Source organism: Rhodococcus opacus B4 (genome assembly GCF_000010805.1).
Taxonomy (GTDB): domain Bacteria; phylum Actinomycetota; class Actinomycetes; order Mycobacteriales; family Mycobacteriaceae; genus Rhodococcus_F; species Rhodococcus_F opacus_C.
This window is the reverse complement of record NC_012522.1, coordinates 6,955,132-6,974,516: the sequence shown is the minus strand read 5'-3', so window position 1 is coordinate 6,974,516 and position 19,385 is coordinate 6,955,132. Positions and strand designations below refer to the sequence as shown.

Genomic DNA, 19,385 nt, shown 5'->3' with positions numbered 1-19,385 from the left:
GGCGCCCAGTCTGGCACGCCGATCCACGCGTCCCTGCTCCAGCCGCGGCGACCAGTAGCCTGGTTTCCGTGTCACACGAGCAACCCGCACCAGACGCACCCCCGAGCACCGCTCGGCGGCCGATTCACATCGCTGTCGCGGTGCTGTCGGTGCTCGCACTCGTCGTCACGGGATTCGCGTGGCGGAGCATCGACTCGCTGCGCAACAATCTGGCAACCGCGGGCGGTCTCGGCCTCGGGGGAAGCGCCGACGGCGCCGTCGACATCCTCATGGTCGGCACCGACAGCCGCACCGACGCCCACGGCAACCCCCTCTCCCAGGAGGAACTCGACTCACTGCGGGCCGGTGAGGAGGTGGCCTCAAACACCGACACCATCGTCCTCGTCCGTGTTCCGAACGACGGCAGTTCCGCCACCGCCATCTCGATCCCCCGCGACTCGTACGTCGACGTGCCGGGGATCGGCATGTCGAAGATCAACGCCGCCTACGGTGCCACCAAGGAGACCGAACGGCTGAAACTCGTCGAGGACGGGGCCACCGACAAGGAGGCCGAGGAGGAGTCGACGAAGGCAGGCCGCGAGGCGCTCATCCAATCGGTGGCAGATCTCACCGGCATCACCGTCGACCATTACGCCGAGGTCGGGCTGCTCGGGTTCGTCCTCCTCACCAACGCGGTCGGCGGAGTCGACGTCTGCCTCAACGAACCCGTCGACGAGGACATGTCCGGCGCCCACTTCCCTGCCGGCGAGCAGACGCTGAAGGGTGCGGACGCACTGAGCTTCGTCCGCCAGCGCCACGACCTCCCCCGCGGCGACCTCGACCGCATCGTGCGCCAGCAGGTGTTCATGGCCTCGCTCGTCGGCAAGGTGCTGTCCGCGAAGACGCTCAGCGACCCGGGCAAGCTCAACGAACTCAGCGGCGCGGTGCAACGCTCGGTCGTGCTCGACGACGACTGGGACATCATCGAATTCGCCACCCAACTGCAGGACCTCGCCGGCGGCAAGGTGCAGTTCGAGACCATTCCGGTGGCGGATCTCAACGGCATGACCGACTACGGCGAGTCCATCGTCGAGGTCAAGCCGAAGGACGTGAAGAAGTACGTGGCCGGACTCGTCGGTGAGGGGCCCACCGACTCGGAAGACACCACCACCAAGTCCGAGACGCCCGACATCGACACCTCGACCGTCACCGTCGACGTCGCGAACGCCAGCGACGTCGGAGGCCTCGCGAACGGTGTGGCCGACGCCCTGACGTCGCTCGGCTACGGCCAGGGTGAGATCGGCAACTACACGGGCAAGGCCGTGAGCGAGACCACCGTCTTCGCGCATTCCGCGGACGACGACAGCGCCAAGTCGGTCGCGGCCGCACTCGGCGGGCTCCCCACCGACACCGATTCGGCGCTGCCTCGAGGCTCGGTCCGGGTGGTGCTGGCGAGCGACTACCAGGGGCCGACGTCCGCCGAGACCACCATCAGCAGTTCGTCGTCCGAGTCCTCCGAAACGGGCCTCGAGCCCGTGTCCACGGCAGGCACGACCCCCACCCCGGCGCCGCCCGGCCCGCCCATCGACGCCGGCTCGTCGGGCCCGCGTTGTGTGAACTAGAAAACGAGAGACGGACTTGTCCATGAATCATGCGTCCCGCACGCTGACCGACGCCCTGCTCGACCCGATCCTGAAGAACGACCCGGCCGGACCGCGCATCACGTTCTACGACGACGCGACGGGCGAACGGGTCGAGCTCTCGGCCCTCACCCTCGCCAACTGGGCGGCCAAGACCGCCAACCTGCTGCGCGACGAATTCGCTCTCGAACCCGGCGCCCGCGTCGCGGTGCTCCTGCCCGCACACTGGCAGACGGCCGCGGTCCTGCTCGGCGCGTGGTGGGCCGGCGCCGAGATCGTCCTCGAACCCGATGCGGACGCCGAGATCGCCCTCGTCACCGCGCAGCGCCTGGGCGACGTCGAGGACGTTCCGGAGGTCGCGGCGCTGTCGCTGGACGCGTTCGGCCGCCCCGTTCCCGACCTTCCCGTCGGCATCACCGACTACGCCACCTCGGTGCGCGTCCACGGCGACCAGTTCCGGCCGACGGTCGCCGGACCGGCACTGGCGGGCAAGAGCGTCGACGACGTTCTCGCCGCAGCCCTGGCGTCCGCCGAGTCGCACGGGATCACCGGAACCGACCGGGTGTTGTCCGTCGAGGCATGGGACTCCCCCGACGCCCTGATCGACGGTCTGGTGGCCGTGTTCGCGGCCGGGGCGTCACTGGTGCAGGTCGCCAATGCCGGCACCGCGGCCCAGGCGCGGCGCGTGGACACCGAGAAGATCACCCGTCAGCTGTCCCGGTAGCCGCCGTCCTCGAGGCCCGCGGCGATCTCGAACCGGTTCCGGGCACCGGGGTGCCTCGACTCCTCGAACAGGTACCGCAGCGCGAACGTCCAGCCGTACGTCGCCCACTGGTCGGCGTGGACCGCTTCGTGTCGCAGAAGGGATCTCGCCGGGTTCCGGCCGGTGAGAAACGCACCGCCGATGGTCGTCCCGCCGCGCGCGTACCCACCGCGCATGCCGCTGCACACGAAGATGCCGAACTCGGCGTCGAACGCGATGCGGGCACCCCACAGCCGGGCATACGCCAACGCCAGCCGGGTGATCGCCGCCGACCGGGGATTTCCCCGCGACGCGCGGATCATCGGCACCCCGTCGCTGCGTTTCACAGGCGCAGGATAAACGCTCGAGGCAGGGTCCATCCACAACACCACGCCCATCCACAGGCCAATTGAAAGTCCCAGCTCGCGCGTCGCTGAGGTGCAATGCCCACCCCAAGCTGTCGATCATGACGACACGCACGCGAACCCTGAAGGAACTGACCGACGCGGGAATCCCGCGCAGCACGATCGCCTCCGGTGCCGGAGTGGCTGCGTGGCGACCGTCCGCGCTGCTCAGTCACCGCACGGCCGCCTGGCTCTATGGGTGGCTGCCCGAACCGGTCGACATCGAGGCGACGATTCCCCGCGGCCTGCGCGTCACACCGCCGGACTGGCTACGGCTGTACCGCCGCGAACTCAGCCGTCGCGGTCTCCACCTCGAGGCCAACCATCCGATCGGTCCCTACGTGGGTGATTTCGTCGACGAAGTCGCGCGGATCGTCGTCGAGGTCGACGGCCGCGAGTTCCACAGCGAACCCGAGGTATTTCGACACGACCGCAGACGCCGGAACTGGCTGGGTGCGGGAGGGATGGATGGATGGCGCTCCGCTTCGCCGCCTACGACGTGCCGGCGCGTCCCGATGTGATTGCCGAAGAGATCATCGCCGCGGTGCGAAGACGACGTCAGCCCAGCAGCTTGTCGCGGAGGGCCTGATCCTTGCCCAGGACCATCTTCTCGAGCCCGTCCTGGAAGGCGGCCATCTGCCGCTGCAGGGCGGGGTCGGCGGCACCGAGGATGCGGACGGCGAGCAGGCCGGCGTTGCGGGCGCCGCCGATGGACACGGTCGCGACGGGGACGCCTGCGGGCATCTGCACGATCGAGAGAAGCGAGTCCATGCCGTCGAGGTACTTCAGTGGCACGGGCACACCGATGACGGGCAGCGGGGTGGCCGACGCGACCATGCCCGGCAGGTGGGCGGCGCCGCCGGCGCCGGCGATGATCACCTGGATGCCGCGGCCGGCGGCGTCCTTCGCGTAGTCGAGCATGCGCTGCGGCGTGCGGTGCGCGGAGACGACACCGACCTCGAAGCGCACCCCGAATTCGGCGAGCGCCTCGGCGGCGGCCTCCATGGTGGGCCAGTCGGAGTCGCTGCCCATGATGAGCCCGACCTGTGCGCCGTGCCGTGCTGCCGTGTCACTCACCGTGTTCATCCCATCCGTCGGTCCATTCAGCGTGCGAGAGCCAGTGCGCGGCGCGTTCGGCCCGCTCGCGGACCCGTGCCACGTACTCGGGGTCGTCGATCGAACCGGGTCCGCCCACGATGTTCACGTGACCGATCTTCCGGTCCTCACGTTCGCCCTTGCCGTAGAGGTGGATCTTCGCGTCGGGCATCCGTGCGAAGAGGTGGTGGACGCGTTCGTCCATGCTCATCTCGGGCGCGGCCGGTGCGCCGAGCACGTTTGCCATCACCGTGATCGGTGCGAGGGGCGCGGTGTCGCCGAGCGGATAGTCGAGGACGGCACGCAGGTGCTGCTCGAACTGCGAGGTGCGGGCGCCGTCCATGGTCCAGTGGCCGGAGTTGTGCGGGCGCATCGCGAGTTCGTTGACGACGAGCGTGCCGTCGGTGGTCTCGAACAGTTCGACGGCCATGGCGCCGACCACACCGAGTTCGGACGCGATGCGGAGCGCCAGTTCCTCGGCGGCCTCGGCGACGGAAGCGGGCAGCGCGGGCGCGGGGGCGAGGACCACGGCGCACTGTCCGTGGCGCTGCACCGTCTCGACCACCGGCCACGTGGCGCCCTGGCCGAACGGCGACCGCGCCACCATCGCGGACAGCTCACGCTGCATCTCGACCTTTTCCTCGACCAGGAGGGAGACACCCTTGTCGAGTTGCTGGGTGACGATGCGCTCGGCCTCGTCGGAATCGGCGGTGATCCACACGCCGCGGCCGTCGTATCCGCCGCGGACGGCCTTGATGACGACGGGCCAGCCGTGTTCGGCGCCGAACTTGACGACGTCCTCGGCCCAGGTCACCTCGGCGAACGCCGGGACCGGCGCGCCGAGTTCGCCGAGCTTGCGGCGCATCGCGAGTTTGTCCTGCGCGTAGATGAGCGCGGTCGGCGGCGGCTGCACGTTGACGCCCTCGGCGACCAGGACGTCGAGGTGCTCGGTGGGCACGTGCTCGTGGTCGAAGGTCAGCGCATGCGACCCGACGGCGGCCCTGCGGAGCGCGTCGAGGTCGGTGTGGCTCCCGAGGACGACGTCGGGGCTCACCTGCGCTGCGGGTTCGTCGGCGGTGCCGGAGAGCACCCGCAGGGTCTGGCCGAGCGCGATTGCGGCCTGGTGGGTCATCCGCGCGAGTTGGCCGCCACCGATCATCGTCACGACGGGTTGCCCGGCGGTCAGATCGCGGGGTGTCGTGGGACGCGGTGTGGAGTCAGAGTTGCCGGTCACGGGTCACTAGTTTGTCACGTCCGGTGGCGGGTTCCGCCGCCGAGGTGGCCGGTCCGCACTTTCTGTGATTCTCCTGATGATCTCGCCGCCAATTGGTGGTATCCGGTCCGGCTTTCGTAAACTCATCCGTTGTGTCATTTGTCGACGGCGTCCTTGCACGCGTTCCCCAGCCTTTCCGGGCTCTCGCGTTGCGGCATCACGAACTGATCAAGTTCGCGATCGTGGGCGGCACCACCATGGTCTTCGACCTCGCGATCTTCTATTCGCTGAGCCTGACGATCCTCGAAGAGAAGCCGGTGGTCGCCAAGGTTCTGTCCGGAATTCTCGCGACGGTCCTGAGTTACATTCTCAACCGCGAATGGTCGTTCAAGAACCGCGGCGGACGTGAGCGCCACCACGAGGCCCTGCTGTTCTTCACGATCAGCGGAGTCGGCGTTCTCCTCGCCGCCGCGCCCCTGTGGATCGCCAACAACGTATTCGACATCCGCGAGACGCAGGAGAATCTGACGACGCTGGTGGTCGTCGACTTCGTGCTCAACTACATCATCGGAAACCTGCTGCAGATGGTGTTCCGCTTCTGGGCGCTGCGCAGGTTCGCGTTCCCCGACGAGAACGTGCATCTCATCGACCCGGACCTCGTCGACGAGGCCGCCGAGGAAGAGATCGGCCACCCCTGACCGTCAACGCGGTTCCCGGATCCCGGTGACCCGCGTCGGCACGTGCTCGCGGGCGATCGGAACGAAGATCGCGAACAGGGCCGGACGGCGACGCTGCAGTTCCAGCCGGCCCCCGTCCGCCTCGATGAGCGCGCGGGCGAGCGCCAGACCCACACCGGTCGAACCGGCCCCCGAGAAACCGCGGTCGAAGATGTGCGGCGCGAGGTCGTTGCTCACGCCGACACCCTCGTCCGACACCTCCACACACACCATCGCCTCACGCGGCGACAGTTCCTTGCCCGGAGTCCGCTGATTCTGTCCCTGGATCAGACGCACCGCGACCGTGCACGTCCCCGCCCCGTGCATGAGCGCGTTGTCGACGAGCACCGCCACGGCCTCACGGAGCCGGGAACCCGTGGTCGACGCCATCACGTTCGTGTCTCCGCGCAGCAGCAACTCCCGGTCTGCGTCCTCGAACGGCCGTTTCCAGTCCGCGATGACCACACTGAGCTCCCGGATCACCGACACCTGGGTCTCGGTGCCGCTGCTGCGGGACGAGCGGACCAGTTCGTCGATCGCGACGGTCAGCCGGTCCACCTGCGCCATGGCCTCGTCCGCCTCGACGACGACGGCCGGGTCCGGGTGCACGGACAGTTCGTCGAGCCGGAGACGGACAGCCGTGAGGCGGCTGCGAAGTTGATGGGAGACGTCGGCGACGAGTGCGTGTTCGCGCTGCAGCCGCCCCGCGATCTCGACGGTCGCCGAGTCGAGAACGTCGGAGACGCGGTCGAGTTCGGGGATGCCGTGGCGTCGCACGTCCGGGCGGAAGTCGCCCTCCGCGAGCCGGGCCGCCCGGTTCGCGACGTCCCGTAGCGGGTCGGCCAGCCGCTTCGCCGTGACGTAGGCCACCACGGTGCCCGCGGCGATGGACACGAGCACCAGCAGTGCGACGGCACCGACGGCCTGGCGTTGCTGGGTGCGCATCTCGTCGGACGGCACCTCGAGGCGAAGCGAACCGGACGTACCCATCGCGAGAGATTCCACCAGGGGCGACTGCACGGACGATTCGCCGATGTCTACGCGTGCGGCGCCGTCGTCCGTGGTCGGGTACACCACGACGAGCCGGCCGCCGGCGGGCGTCAGCAGTCGCAGGGAGTTCGTGTCGAGGTCGCCCTCGACGACGCCGTTGACGCCCTCCTGGGTGATGATCTCCGTGGCCATCCGATCCAGCCGGACCTGCAGATCGCTCCGGTTGAAGTCCTCGACCCACAACCAGGCCGTGTAGATCAGCGGCACACCGAGCAGCAGCGCCGTCAGGATCACGACCGCGAGGATCGACTGGAGAATTCTGCGGCGCACTACCCCGCCTAGTCCGTGTTGATGCGGAAACCGACGCCGCGGACCGTCGCGATGCGACGTTCGGCGGCGGGCCCCTCGTCACCGATCTTCCGGCGAAGCCAGGACATGTGCATGTCGAGGGTCTTCGAGCCGCGCAGTTCCACGTCGCCCCATACTTCCGCGAGGATGGTGTCGCGGGACACGACCTGTCCCGCGTGTTCGAGCAGTACGCGCAGGAGTTCGTACTCCTTGTTGGCGAGGGCGATCTCGGTTCCGTTCACGAGCACCCGGCGGGCCGCCGGCTCGAGCCGGATGCCCCCGACCTCGACGACGGAATCCTCGCTGCCGCCGCGACGGCGCAGCAGGGCACGCACCCGGGCCATCAACTCCGCCAACCGGAACGGCTTGCCCACGTAGTCGTCGGCTCCGGCGTCGAGTCCGACGACGAAGTCGACCTCGTCGGTGCGCGCGGTCAGCATGAGCACCGCCAGTTCCGAGCTGTGGGCACGCACTTGCCTGCACACCTCGAGCCCGTCCATCCCCGGGAGTCCGAGGTCCAGGATCAGCAGGTCGTAGGCCCCGTCGAGCGCCTGCTCCAGCGCGGCCGGGCCGGTCTGCTCGATGGTGACGTCGTATCCTTCCCGGCCCAGTGCCCGCGACAGCGGGGCGGCGATGGCTTCGTCATCTTCGGCAAGCAATACAGCAGTCACCTCCACAGCGTACGGAGGTGCGGAGACGGCCGTGACCGGTTACCAGCCTTTGCCGGTGTCGGCGTCACCGTGCGGGTTCTCCCGCTCCCGTTCGCGGTGGAGATCCATCGCGTCGAACACCTGGTGGTAGAGCAACGAGTGGACGCGCTGGACGTCGGGGATGTCGTCGAACTCCAGCGGGTCGTCGGAGGACGACACGATGACCAGCGTTCCGGTGCGGAGCATCCTGTCGAGGAGGCCGTGCCGGAACTGCACGTTGCTGATGCGCCCCATCGGAATGTCGATCCCGGTGTGCGTCATCACACCCCGGCGGATGAGGACGCGCCGGTCGGTGACGATGAAGTGGGTGAACTTCCAACTGAGAAACGGCGCGACACAGCGCCATACGACGAGTCCCAGCCACAGCACGAGGACGACGACGAGCGCGACGGTCAGCGCGGAGCCGTCCAGTTTGTTCTCGGCGAAGCCCGCAGCGAAACCCGCGACCGCCGTCGCCAGCAGAAAGGTGACGGCGGGGAGCAGCAACATCTTCCAGTGCGGATGACGGTGAAGTAGCAGTTCCTCGTCCTCGGCGAGGGCGTCCTCCGGATATCCCATGTGACGAGTGTGCCTCTACCGCATGCGGCTGAGCACGATCGGGGTGATCACGATGATGATGCCGTACAGCACCATCCACACTCCGACCACGATCACGAACACCTCGAGCGACAGTTCGGGCTGCAGGAGCACGAAGGCCCCGGCGACCACGCTGATCACTCCGAGCACGATGGTGAGGCCACGATTCGCGACGGAACCGGACGCGCCCTCCACGATCTCGAGGACACCTCGAAACACCCACCATGCCCCGACCACGAGCGCGATGATGACGACGGTCTGGAGCGGGCTCCTCAGCACGAGGAACGCGAGAAGTATTGCCAGGGCGCCGGATACGCCCACCAGGGTGCGTGCAGCTCCCCCGGCCTCGACGTCGGCGAACGCCCGGATGATCTGGACGATGCCGAATCCGAAGAACTGGATGGCGATCAGGACGGCCAGCACCGTGAGTGTCACGTGCGGCCACACGAGCACGGCGATGCCCAGGCCCAGGGTGAGCAGACCGAGCACCACCGTGAGACCGGTCAACGTGCGCCGGGCTGCGGTGACGGAGGACTCCGGAATTGAGGTACTCATGTACCACAGTGTCGCACTACTCGGTGCTGACCGGGCGTAAATGTGTGATGTCACCTGCGGCGACGGCGACCGTGTCGGGCTGCCCGTCGGGGGCGATCACCACCCGGCCCTCGGCGTCGACGTCCGTTGCGATGCCGATCAGTTCACGCCCGCCGGGCAGTTCGGCGCGCACCCGCTGGCCGAGCGTGCCGCAGCGCTCCCGGTAGGCCCCGGCGAGTTCGGTGACGTCCCAGTTCGCGTCGTGCCACTGCCGCCAGCGATCGGCGATGGCCCGCAGCACCGCCCGCACCAGGGTGTCGCGGTCGCTGACCTCGGCGCCCTCGAGGACGAGCGACGTCGCGTGCTCGACGGGCAGCTCGTCTCTCGTGAGGCTCACGTTGAGTCCGATCCCCACGACGACCGCGGGATCCGGTGTGGTGGCGGACACCTCGGCGAGGATCCCGGCGACCTTGCGTCCGTCGATCAGTACATCGTTGGGCCACTTCAGTTCCGCCGGCACCTTGGCGGTGGCACGCAGCGCGTCGACGACGGCCACGCCGGTCAGCAGCGGCAGCCACCCCATGTCGTGGACGCTCATCCCCGGCATCGTCAGCAACGCCGAGACGGCGATCTGCGCCTGGGGCGGACTCACCCAGGCGCGGGAGTGGCGGCCCCGGCCGCTGCCCTGGAATTCGGCGAGCAGCACGTGCCGGTCGCAGTCCGACGTCGCGGCGCGCGAGAGAAGGTCCGCGTTGGTGGACCCGGTCTCCTGCACCACGTCGAGCCGCGACCAGAACTTGCGCGTGTCGCTGTCGTCGTCGCCGCGGACGAGCGCCGCCCGCAGATTGTCGGCATTGAGAGGGGGTCGGTTCAGGTCGGTCCACATCACCACAGCCTAGGACGAGCCGGAAAAGGTACTGGTCAGTAGCCGGGTCGGGACAACGTGCCGCCTGACCACCTCCGTTGCCGGAAGGTCGCCCGCTCTCGTTAAGCTGACCTGTCATGACCACTGTTCAGGAGCCGGGCGCGGCGGAGTCGGCGAGTACGCCCGATATTCACACGACGGCGGGAAAGCTCGCCGACCTGCGTAATCGTCAGGCCGAGGCGCAGCACCCGAGCGGTGAAGCCGCGGTGGAGAAGGTCCACGCCAAGGGCAAGCTCACCGCCCGCGAACGCATCACCGCATTGTTGGACGAGGGCTCGTTCGTCGAACTCGACGCCCTCGCCCGACACCGCAGCGTGAACTTCGGCCTCGCCGACAACCGCCCCGTCGGCGACGGCGTCGTCACCGGCTACGGCACCGTCGACGGCCGCGACGTGTGCGTGTTCTCCCAGGACGCCACCGTCTTCGGCGGCTCCCTCGGTGAAATCTACGGCGAAAAAATCGTCAAGGTCATGGACCTCGCTATCAAGACCGGCCGCCCGTTGATCGGCATCAACGAAGGCGCCGGCGCCCGCATCCAGGAAGGCGTCGTCTCCCTCGGGTTGTACGGTGAAATCTTCCACCGCAACGTCCAGGCCTCCGGCGTCATCCCGCAGATCTCCCTGATCATGGGCCCCGCCGCCGGCGGCCACGTCTACTCCCCCGCCCTGACCGACTTCGTCGTCATGGTCGACCAGACCTCCCAGATGTTCGTCACCGGCCCCGACGTGATCAAGACCGTCACCGGCGAAGACGTCACCATGGAAGACCTCGGCGGCGCCCACACCCACATGGTCAAGTCCGGCGTCGCCCACTACGTCGCCTCCGGCGAACAAGACGCCCTCGACTACGTCAAGGACCTGCTGTCCTACCTCCCGTCGAACAACCAGGCCGCCGCCCCCCGGATGCTGCCCACCGACCCGATCACCGGGTCCATCGAGGACTCCCTCACCGCCGAGGACCTCGAACTCGACACCCTGATCCCGGACTCGGCGAACCAGCCCTACGACATGCACGAGGTCATCCGCCGCATCCTCGACGACGACGAATTCCTCGAGGTCCAGGCCGAACGCGCCGGCAACATCGTCGTCGGCTTCGGCCGCGTCGACGGCCGCTCCGTGGGCATCGTCGCCAACCAGCCCACCGTGTTCGCCGGCTGCCTCGACATCGACGCCTCCGAAAAGGCCGCCCGCTTCGTGCGGACCTGCGACGCGTTCAACGTCCCCATCATCACCCTGGTCGACGTCCCCGGGTTCCTGCCCGGCACCGACCAGGAATACAACGGCATCATCCGCCGCGGCGCGAAACTGCTCTACGCCTACGGCGAGGCCACGGTCGGGAAGATCACCGTCATCACCCGCAAGGCCTACGGCGGCGCCTACGACGTGATGGGCTCCAAGCACATGGGCGCCGACGTCAACCTGGCCTGGCCCACCGCGCAGATCGCCGTCATGGGCGCCTCCGGAGCCGTCGGGTTCGTCTACCGCAAACGCCTGCTCGAGGCCGCCCGCAACGGCGACGACGTCGACGCGCTGCGCCTGCAACTGCAGCAGGAATACGAGGACACCCTCGTCAACCCGTACGTCGCCGCCGAACGCGGCTACGTCGACGCCGTCATCCCCCCGTCCCACACCCGCGGACAGATCGTGGCCGCCCTGCGCCTGCTCGAACGCAAAATGGTCACCCTCCCGCCCAAGAAGCATGGGAACATCCCGCTATGAGCGTCGGCGAATCATTGGACAGAATGACGGAACTTCCCGAGGACGACATGCGCACCGAGACCGCTCCGGATGCGACGTCGTCGGTCAACGGTTCCGCGGCGGACACGACGCTCCCGGACGGCGCCGCCCCCGACCTGCCCGTGGACGGCGCAGCCGAAGCGGCCCGCGATACCTTCCTGACGGTGGTCAAGGGGTCCCCGTCCGACGAGGAGATCGCAGCACTCGTCGCGGTGCTGTCCGCGGTCGCCGCCGCCGGCAGCGGTGATCCGGATTCGGGTATCCCGCCCGAGTCCTGGGGCGCCCCCACCCGGATGCACCGGAGCATCGCCCCGTTCTCGCCGTACGCGTTCCCGAACGTATCGGCGTACCGGCGTTGATCCGGGTCTCGTGACGTCCTTCGTCCTCGCCTCGGCTTCCCCGGCGCGGCTGGCCGTGCTGCGCAGCGCCGGGGTGGAACCGGTGGTGCGAGTCTCCGGAGTCGACGAGGATGCCCTCATCGCGGCACTCGGTGCCGACGCCGCCCCCGAGCACGTCGTCACCGAATTGGCCCGCGCCAAGGCCAAGGACGTCCTCCCCGTTCTCGCACGAGACGGGATCTCGGATGCCGTGATCGTCGGATGCGACTCCATGCTGCTGATCGACGGCGCCCTGCAGGGCAAGCCCGGGACCGTCGACGTCGCGCGCGAGCGCTGGTCGTCGATGGCAGGCCGTAGCGCGACCTTGCTCACCGGGCACAGCGTCCTGCGGATCACCGAGGGCGCGGTGGTGGGTGACGCACACGACCACAGCGCCACCGTGGTCCATTTCGCGAGCCCACCGGACGCCGACCTGGAGGCCTACCTGGCGACCGGAGAACCGCTCCAGGTCGCGGGCGCGTTCACCCTCGACAGCCTCGGCGGGTGGTTCGTGGACCGCATCGAGGGCGACCCGTCCAGCGTGATCGGGATCGGTCTGCCACTCGTGCGGAGGTTGCTCGCGGACGTCGGGGTCGGCGTCGCCGAGCTGTGGGCGACGTCAGGCCGCGGCGACTGACCCGTCGTCAACCGGCTGGTTCCGGCGCGGCAGGGTCAGCGACGCCACCCCGATGGCAGCGGCGACCGCCGCGATGATCCAGAGGATGCGGCGTTCCGCCTGCAGAAACGCCTCGCCTGCCGCACTGCGGGTCGACTCCCGCGCCGCGACCACCGCGGAGTCGGCGATCTGCTGCTGGGCAGCGCCGAGCGGGGCTCCCCCCGACGCCGGAGAGCGGCACTCGTCGGGCACCTTCATCGGGGACGTGGACCCGAGCTGCTCCGACGCGCACCGCACGAACGTCTCCTCCGCGCGCGGGATCAGCGCCGGCGGCACCCCGACCTCGGCGAGCCGGGCGGTGAGCGCCGGACGCTCGGCCTGCACCGCGTCCGCCGACTGCGTCGCGACGAGATTGAAGAACACCACCCCGATCACCGCGAGCCCGATCGAACTGCCCACCTGCTGAACCGTCGGGAGCAGCCCGGACACCGAACCCGCGTTTTGCGGTCGCACGGTCGCGAGGATCGCCGTCTGGACCGGTGCCACGAACAATCCGAGCCCGGCTCCCCCGATGAACAGGGGCCCGGCCAGCGCCGACCACCGCGGATCGGTGCCCTCGTGCTGCAGTTGCGCTGCCAGCACGACGAGGGAGCCAGCGAACAGCACCATCCCCGACGGCAGGACGAGGTTGCCGATGCGCCGGTAGACGGCCGCGGAGGCCAGCGCGGCGAGACCGGTGCCGAGCGCCCACGGAAGCGTCATCATGCCGGCACGCAGTGGTGAGAACCCGAACCCGAACTGCAGGGTGAGGGAGATGGTGAAGATCAGCGACGTGAGCGTGCCGAAGAACACGAACGCGATGGCGGCGCCCAGCGAGAACGCGCGGTCGGTGAACAACTCCAGGCGCAGGACCGGGTCGCCGCCGCGGCGCCCGAGCCGCCACTCGTGGACGACGAAGGCGAAAAGCACCGGCACCGAGCACAGCAGCATCACCACGATCGACGTCGGCCAGCCGCGTTCACGTCCCTCCGCGAGCGGGAAGATCAGCAGGAACAGCCCGACCGCCGACAGCGCGGCGCCGCCCACGTCGAGTTGGCGGACACCGTCCGGCTTCGCGTCGACGAGGTAGAAGTAGCCCAGGACCAGGGCTGCGAGACCGAGCGGGAGATTGACGAAGAAGATGAGCCGCCAGCCCCAGCCGAAGAGGTCCCACTGAATGAGAAGTCCGCCGACGAGTGGGCCGCAGATCGTGGCGAGCCCGATGGTCGCGCCGTAGATCCCGAAGACCCGCGGGTGGGCGCGTTTCGGGAAGAGCCCCGAGATGATGGCGAACGTCTGCGCCGACATCGACCCCGCCGCGAGGCCCTGCAGCGCCCGCGACACGACGAGAGCGGTCGGCGTCTGCGCGAGTCCGCAGAGTGAATGAGGCGAGCACGAAGACGGCCAGTGCCGTGAGGAAGACGCGTCGCCGGCCGAGGAGATCACCCAGTCGCGCCGCAGTGATCAGCGAACAGGCGAAGGACAGTGTGTAGACACTCACCATCAGCAACTGCGCCGACACCGACGCGCCGAGGTCGACGGCGATGCTCGGCAGCGCGACGTTGACGATGGTCGCGTCCAGGAGTTGCATGAACACGGCGGCGAGACTGGTGGCCAAACCCAGCCAAGGCACCCACCGGCCGAGCTCGCCCCGATAGAGTGCGTCACGCTGAGTCACAGGCATCCGGACAGGCTAGCGGCTCGAATCTCACAGGTAGCTGTGAGGTTGTTGCGAAGTTGCTGCAGTTTACGCCAAGAACTTGCAGCGTAGAACCCCTTTGCCCGACACTTGACTAAACTGGGACCGGCCTGTAATCAGTCTTTTACTTCTCTACCTCTCGCAGTAAGGCACTCGGTGCCGCATCCTGTGCGAGAAGGCCGTGCCACACCCGACCGATCTCGCAACCTCGATTCGACACCAGGAGCCGCTCGATGGACTTGAACTTGATCACCCACTGGAAGCCAGAGCCTGGGAGGGTCGTCGAGTGGAAAGTCACGGACGCGAGCGCACGTGCGGCCGCCGAGGCGCCGGTGGATCCGGCACTGCCGACGACGATGCAGGAACGGCACCTGCGGCGGGCCCGGCTGGCGGCGAACAACGGCGAAACCCAGTCGCCGTGGATCGGCATCGCATTCGACTTCCCGGGCAGGCTCGACCGCGCGGCGATGACCCGGACCCTCGAGCGCTACGTCCTGCGGCACGACACGCTGCACAGCTGGTTCTCGTTCGAGGACGCTGACACCGACCCCGCGAACACCGGCAACGCGGTCCGGCGGCACGTCGTGCCCGCCGACGCCATCGCGCTCACGGCACACGAGGGCGAGACGCTCACCACGACCGAGCAGGTCCGTGACCACGTCGCGGCACGCTTCGCGAACGACACGAGCGCTCTGGCCTGGCCAGCGTTCGTCTTCGGTGTGGTGGAGCACTACGACGCCGAGCCCCCTGGAGCCGAGGACAGCTTCACTTTGTTCCACGCCGTCGATCACGCGCACACCGACATGCAGTCGATGATCCTCACATTCGCCGAGACGCGGATCATCTACCAGGCGGAACTCGACGGCACCGTGCCCGAACTTCCCGCCCCGGGAAGTTACGTGGAATACAGCCGGCAGGAACGGGAGAAGGCGGCGACGCTGACGCTCGCCTCCCCCGAAGTACACGGCTGGATCGGTCACCTCACCCGTAACGGTGGCAGCTTTCCGAGCTTTCCGCTCGACCTCGGGGCGTCCGACGCACCCAAGCCGGCCATCGGCAGCCGGTTCGACCTCGCCGACGCCGACGAATGCGAGCGGTTCGGCGCCGTGTGCAAGGCACACGATTCCAACTTCATCGGCGGGGTGTTCGCGGCCCTCGCCATCACCGAACACGAACTCGTCGGTCGCGACCGCTACATGGCGCTCTCCCCCGTCACCACCCGCAACGACCCACAGTTCTACTGGTCCCAGGGGTGGTTCATCAATCTCATTCCGGTCGGGTTCGCCCTCGAGGAGGCCACGACGTTCACCGGGCTCGCCGGGCGCGCGCAGGACGCCTACCGTTCGGGGAAGGCCCTCGGCGAGGTGTCCGTGCAGCAGGTGATCGACACCGTTCTCGCCGAGGCAGGCCCCGAGGCGACGTCGCAGCACACCACGCTCGCACCGCCGCCGATCGTGTCGTACATCGACGGGCGGCGGTTGCCGCAGACCGAGAGTTTCGTGTCGGCCCGGGCGACCGGCATCGTCGGTGGCAAGGCCACGCAGATCGCGTCGATCTGGATCAACCGCGTTCTCGAGGGCACGTGGATGGCCGTGTCGCATCCGGACACCGAGGAGGCGCACCGGTCGGTGACCGCGTATGCCGAGCGGTTGTCGACCATCATGAAGACCGTTGCCCGCGACGGCGATTACACGGTGACGCCGTTCGCGCCGGTGGCCGCGGAATCCGCGATCGCCACAGGGGCGCAGTAGTGCACGTCACGTCGATCGACCGGTACATGCTCGAGCCCGGCCTGGTGACGGAATGGTCCGTCGCGCCGGGCGAGGTGTCCGCCTCCGCCGTGCCGCCGTCGTACAACCAGCAGTTCCATCTCGATACCGCACGCACGCACGGCGTCGGCCGAAGTGTCTGGATGGCAGCGGCTTTCGACCTCCCCGGCCGACTCGACCGGGACGCGCTCACGCAGGCGCTGGCGCATTTCATCCGGCGCCACGACACGCTGCAGACCGGCTTCGACGTGAGCCCGGACGCGATGGAACGGATGGATCTCGACCCCGACGACATCACGGTCGTCGCGTCGGAGTCCTCGGTGACGACGTCACCCCACGAGCTCCGCGACCATTTGCGGTACCGGTTCACCGAGGCGTGCGACCCGCTGACGTTCCCCGCCTACCTGTTCGCGACGATCGAGCGCGACGCGCACTACACCGTGATCAGTGCGTTCGATCACACGCTCGTCGACGGGTATTCGCTCGTCATCGCGCTGGGCGAACTCCGGCGGATCTATCAGAGAATTCTCGGGCTCGGCCGCTCGGCTGTGCTCACCGAAGCGGAGCTGACGGAGGAACTCGGCGATCCGGGGAGCTTCCTGCGGTACTGCGAACTCGAGGCCGAGGCGCCACTCACCGAGATCGGCGACCCCCGGGTGCGTGAATGGGCCCGCTTCTACGAACGCTGCGGCGGCACCGCGCCCAGTTTCCCGCTCGATCTGGGTGTCGAGGCCGGTAGGCCCGCCCCGCAGGGCGCCGACGTGCGTCCCCTCCTCGACGCCGCGGGCACCGACCGGTTCGAGGAGATCTGCCTGGACTCCGGGGGAAGCCTGTTCACGGGGGCACTCACCGCGATGGGTCTGGCCGTGCACTCGATCAACGGCACCGACCGGATGCCGTTGCAGTTTCCGCTGCACATCCGCCAGGACCCGCAGTGGGCCAACGCGATCGGGTGGCTCACGACGAGCGCGCCGCTGACGGTCGAACTGACCCCCGACTACGACTTCCAGTCCTCGCTGGCGCACACCCACGCCTCGTTCCGGACGGCGCTCACACTCAAGGGCGTGACGATGGCCCAGGTGCGGGAGGCCCTCGGTGACGGATATCGCCGGACCCGCACCGATGTGTTCATGGTCTCGTACATCGACTACCGCAGGCTGCCGGGCACCGACGACCACGACGAACTGAACGCCCACCACATCAGCAACGTGACGGTCGCGGACGACGCCCAGTTCTGGATCTCACGCACCCAGCGGGGTCTCGCGCTGCGGTCGCGGTTCCCCGAGACCCCGACGGCGCGGCGTGCGGTCACGGAGTTCGTGGTAAGGCTGCGGGAGATCATGCACGACATCTGCGAGAACGGTGTCACTCCCATCGCGGAGCTCACCAGTCAGCTGAACCTGGAGGGCACTCCGGTCGTCTGACCGCGGGAGTGCTCGAACAGTCGCCGCCGCATCCCGGCGGCGACCTTGGCAGCCTCGGCCTTGGCCTGCTCCGCGACGTCGCCGATAAACAACTCGTCGACGCTGGACGTCCACAGCTCGACCCAGCGGTCGAAGTGCCGGTCGGTGAATCCGTGCCTGCCGTGCAGCGCCCGGTGCACGGCACCGACGCTGCCGCGGTAGACGCCGGTGCGCAGCAGGATCGTCTCCCAGAAGTCGCACATGACAGGCAGATGGTCGTCCAGGCCGATCACGGCGAGCGTCTCGAATGCCGGCTCGAGAACCGGGTCGGCGAAGGCCCGGCCGTAGAAGTGCCGGAGCAGCAGTTCCAGGTCGGCACGCGTCGCGATGTCGGACATGGGGCCTCCGTTCGGATGCGAATCTACGCGCCCACTCGCACCGTCCTCACCGTGCGCGGGAGGTAAGTGTGAACGCCGGTCGGAAGAACTTCCGGCGTCCGCCTAGAATTGATCCGTCCCCGTCGCATCTGCCCCAGGAGCCCACCCGTGCCCGTAGCGCCAGATCCCACCCAGTCCTTCGCCGAGTACGCCAATCCCGGTCGGCTCGTGTCGACGGAGTGGCTGTCCGCGAATCTGGGCACACCCGGCCTCAAGGTCGTGGAGTCGGACGAGGACGTGCTCCTCTACGACGTCGGCCACATCCCCGGCGCCGTCAAGGTCGACTGGCACCTCGACCTCAACGATCCGGTGACGCGTGACTACATCGACGGGGAGCAGTTCGCCGAGTTGATGAGCCGCAAGGGCATCAGCCGCGACGACACCGTCGTGATCTACGGCGACAAGAGCAACTGGTGGGCGGCGTACGCCCTGTGGGTGTTCACGCTGTTCGGGCACGAGGACGTCCGCCTCCTCGACGGCGGCCGTGACGCGTGGATCGCCGAGAACCGGGACACCGCGTTCGACGTCCCCGAGACATCCCCCACCGACTACCCGGTGGTCGAGCGCAACGACGCCCCGATCCGCGCGTTCAAGGACGACGTGCTCGATCACCTCGGCAAGGGGCCGTTGATCGACGTGCGTTCGCCGCAGGAGTACACCGGCGAACGCACCCACATGCCCGACTACCCGGAAGAGGGAGCGCTTCGCGGCGGCCACATCCCGAGTGCGCAGAGCATTCCGTGGGCCAAGGCCGCAGCACCCGACAGCCGTTTCCGTTCGCGCGGTGAACTGAACGAGATCTACGGCGGGGTGTCCGCCGACGACGACATCGTGGCGTACTGCCGTATCGGTGAGCGTTCCAGCCACACCTGGTTCGTCCTCACCCACCTGCTCGGTTACCCCAACGTCCGCAACTACGACGGTTCGTGGACGGAATGGGGCAACATGGTTCGCGTTCCGATCGTCAGGGGTGAAGAGCCGGGCCACGTTCCCGGCGCATCGTCATGACCGAACTTCCCGATTCGCTTGCCGAGATCGTCGACGACTTCGCCGCCGTCGACGGCTCGGACAAGTTGCAGTTGCTGCTCGAGTTCAGCCGCGAGCTGGCGCCCCTGCCCGCCGAACTCGAGCAGGATGCGATGGAACCGGTGCCCGAGTGCCAGTCCCCGCTGTTCCTGTCGGTCGACGACTCCGATCCGGAACACGTGCGACTGCACTTCAGCGCGCCCGCGGAGGCACCGACGACGCGAGGTTTCGCGTCGATCCTGCACCAGGGCCTCGATGGGCACAGTGCTGTCACCATCCTCGGCGTGCCGGACGATTTCTACTCCGCGCTCGGGCTCGCCGACGCGGTAAGTCCGCTGCGGCTGCGCGGGATGTCGGCGATGCTCGCGCGAATCAAGCGGCATCTTCGCGGCTAGGCAGGTCTGAACACAT

20 protein-coding genes and 1 pseudogene are annotated in these 19,385 nt (G+C 68.3%); 11 read left to right on the top strand and 10 right to left on the bottom strand.

Annotation, left to right across the window (positions count from 1 at the left end; all coding sequences use genetic code 11):
- Window positions 1–122: 122 nt before the first annotated feature.
- Together ROP_RS31620 and ROP_RS31615 are read left to right on the top strand one after the other, a co-directional pair.
- Complete coding sequence (locus ROP_RS31620; RefSeq protein ID WP_043826907.1) at window positions 123–1,601, top strand: LCP family protein; 1,479 nt, start codon at window positions 123–125, stop codon at window positions 1,599–1,601.
- A 22-nt stretch (window positions 1,602–1,623) separates the two neighbouring features.
- On the top strand, window positions 1,624–2,343 hold the full coding sequence (locus ROP_RS31615) for a TIGR03089 family protein (protein WP_015890070.1): 720 nt from the start codon (window positions 1,624–1,626) through the stop codon (window positions 2,341–2,343).
- On the opposite strand, the gene ROP_RS31610 is transcribed toward ROP_RS31615, so the two are convergent.
- Complete coding sequence (locus ROP_RS31610; RefSeq protein WP_331457992.1) at window positions 2,328–2,741, bottom strand: hypothetical protein; 414 nt, start codon at window positions 2,739–2,741, stop codon at window positions 2,328–2,330. The genes ROP_RS31615 and ROP_RS31610 overlap by 16 nt on opposite strands.
- 86 nt (window positions 2,742–2,827) lie before the next feature.
- On the opposite strand from ROP_RS31610, the gene ROP_RS31605 reads away from it, so the two are divergent.
- On the top strand, window positions 2,828–3,286 hold the full coding sequence (locus ROP_RS31605; RefSeq protein WP_015890068.1) for an endonuclease domain-containing protein: 459 nt from the start codon (window positions 2,828–2,830) through the stop codon (window positions 3,284–3,286).
- A gap of 37 nt (window positions 3,287–3,323) precedes the next feature.
- Here the strand turns inward: ROP_RS31605 and purE are convergent, their stop codons facing one another.
- Both purE and ROP_RS31595 read right to left on the bottom strand, forming a co-directional pair.
- A complete protein-coding gene (gene purE, locus ROP_RS31600; RefSeq protein ID WP_043825725.1) occupies window positions 3,324–3,851 on the bottom strand; it encodes a 5-(carboxyamino)imidazole ribonucleotide mutase in 528 nt (175 codons plus the stop codon).
- Window positions 3,835–5,094, bottom strand: a complete 1,260-nt coding sequence (locus ROP_RS31595) for a 5-(carboxyamino)imidazole ribonucleotide synthase (protein WP_015890066.1) — start codon at window positions 5,092–5,094, stop codon at window positions 3,835–3,837. Before ROP_RS31595 ends, purE begins: the two co-directional genes overlap by 17 nt.
- Before the next feature lie 131 nt (window positions 5,095–5,225).
- Between ROP_RS31595 and ROP_RS31590 the strand changes: the two genes are divergently transcribed.
- Window positions 5,226–5,771 (top strand): GtrA family protein, encoded by a 546-nt coding sequence (locus ROP_RS31590; RefSeq protein WP_043825722.1) that lies wholly within the window; start codon window positions 5,226–5,228, stop codon window positions 5,769–5,771.
- Between the two features lie 3 nt (window positions 5,772–5,774).
- Here ROP_RS31590 and ROP_RS31585 read toward each other — a convergent pair whose 3' ends face one another.
- From ROP_RS31585 to ROP_RS31565, 5 genes are read right to left on the bottom strand one after another with little or no spacing between them, the layout of a single operon-like run.
- Window positions 5,775–7,109 (bottom strand): sensor histidine kinase, encoded by a 1,335-nt coding sequence (locus ROP_RS31585; protein WP_015890064.1) that lies wholly within the window; start codon window positions 7,107–7,109, stop codon window positions 5,775–5,777.
- 8 nt (window positions 7,110–7,117) lie between these two features.
- Window positions 7,118–7,798: a response regulator transcription factor gene (locus ROP_RS31580; protein ID WP_015890063.1), complete on the bottom strand. Its 681-nt coding sequence runs from the start codon at window positions 7,796–7,798 to the stop codon at window positions 7,118–7,120.
- Window positions 7,799–7,837: 39 nt separating this feature from the next.
- On the bottom strand, window positions 7,838–8,395 hold the full coding sequence (locus ROP_RS31575; protein WP_015890062.1) for a PH domain-containing protein: 558 nt from the start codon (window positions 8,393–8,395) through the stop codon (window positions 7,838–7,840).
- 15 nt (window positions 8,396–8,410) lie between these two features.
- On the bottom strand, window positions 8,411–8,968 hold the full coding sequence (locus ROP_RS31570; RefSeq protein WP_015890061.1) for an HdeD family acid-resistance protein: 558 nt from the start codon (window positions 8,966–8,968) through the stop codon (window positions 8,411–8,413).
- A 16-nt stretch (window positions 8,969–8,984) separates the two neighbouring features.
- A complete protein-coding gene (locus ROP_RS31565; RefSeq protein WP_043826904.1) occupies window positions 8,985–9,833 on the bottom strand; it encodes a biotin--[acetyl-CoA-carboxylase] ligase in 849 nt (282 codons plus the stop codon).
- Window positions 9,834–9,949: 116 nt separating this feature from the next.
- Between ROP_RS31565 and ROP_RS31560 the strand changes: the two genes are divergently transcribed.
- The 3 genes from ROP_RS31560 to ROP_RS31550 are packed head-to-tail and all read left to right on the top strand — an operon-like array spanning window position 9,950 to window position 12,622.
- The gene (locus ROP_RS31560; RefSeq protein WP_015890059.1) at window positions 9,950–11,590 is read left to right on the top strand and encodes an acyl-CoA carboxylase subunit beta; all 1,641 of its coding nucleotides are present in this window, start codon (window positions 9,950–9,952) and stop codon (window positions 11,588–11,590) included.
- A gap of 23 nt (window positions 11,591–11,613) precedes the next feature.
- Window positions 11,614–11,967 (top strand): acyl-CoA carboxylase subunit epsilon, encoded by a 354-nt coding sequence (locus ROP_RS31555; RefSeq protein WP_043825713.1) that lies wholly within the window; start codon window positions 11,614–11,616, stop codon window positions 11,965–11,967.
- 10 nt (window positions 11,968–11,977) lie between these two features.
- Window positions 11,978–12,622 carry a Maf family protein gene (locus ROP_RS31550; RefSeq protein WP_015890057.1) on the top strand — a complete coding sequence of 215 codons (645 nt, stop codon included), beginning with the start codon at window positions 11,978–11,980 and terminating at the stop codon, window positions 12,620–12,622.
- Here ROP_RS31550 and ROP_RS31545 read toward each other — a convergent pair.
- Window positions 12,605–14,324, bottom strand: a pseudogene (locus tag ROP_RS31545) (MFS transporter). The gene ROP_RS31550 and the pseudogene ROP_RS31545 sit on opposite strands and share 18 nt — an antisense overlap.
- A 248-nt stretch (window positions 14,325–14,572) precedes the next feature.
- On the opposite strand from ROP_RS31545, the gene ROP_RS31540 reads away from it, so the two are divergent.
- Window positions 14,573–16,090: a condensation domain-containing protein gene (locus ROP_RS31540; RefSeq protein ID WP_015890054.1), complete on the top strand. Its 1,518-nt coding sequence runs from the start codon at window positions 14,573–14,575 to the stop codon at window positions 16,088–16,090.
- Window positions 16,090–17,532, top strand: coding sequence for a condensation domain-containing protein (locus ROP_RS31535; protein WP_015890053.1), 1,443 nt, complete (start codon window positions 16,090–16,092; stop codon window positions 17,530–17,532). The genes ROP_RS31540 and ROP_RS31535 overlap by 1 nt, the downstream gene beginning before the upstream one ends.
- On the opposite strand, the gene ROP_RS31530 is transcribed toward ROP_RS31535, so the two are convergent.
- Window positions 17,499–17,909, bottom strand: a complete 411-nt coding sequence (locus ROP_RS31530; protein ID WP_015890052.1) for a group III truncated hemoglobin — start codon at window positions 17,907–17,909, stop codon at window positions 17,499–17,501. The two genes, ROP_RS31535 and ROP_RS31530, sit on opposite strands and share 34 nt — an antisense overlap.
- A 147-nt stretch (window positions 17,910–18,056) precedes the next feature.
- Here ROP_RS31530 and ROP_RS31525 point away from each other — a divergent pair, with 147 nt between their 5' ends.
- Together ROP_RS31525 and ROP_RS31520 are read left to right on the top strand one after the other, a co-directional pair.
- Window positions 18,057–18,956: a sulfurtransferase gene (locus ROP_RS31525; RefSeq protein ID WP_015890051.1), complete on the top strand. Its 900-nt coding sequence runs from the start codon at window positions 18,057–18,059 to the stop codon at window positions 18,954–18,956.
- On the top strand, window positions 18,953–19,369 hold the full coding sequence (locus ROP_RS31520; protein ID WP_015890050.1) for a SufE family protein: 417 nt from the start codon (window positions 18,953–18,955) through the stop codon (window positions 19,367–19,369). The genes ROP_RS31525 and ROP_RS31520 overlap by 4 nt, the downstream gene beginning before the upstream one ends.
- Window positions 19,370–19,385: the final 16 nt, after the last annotated feature.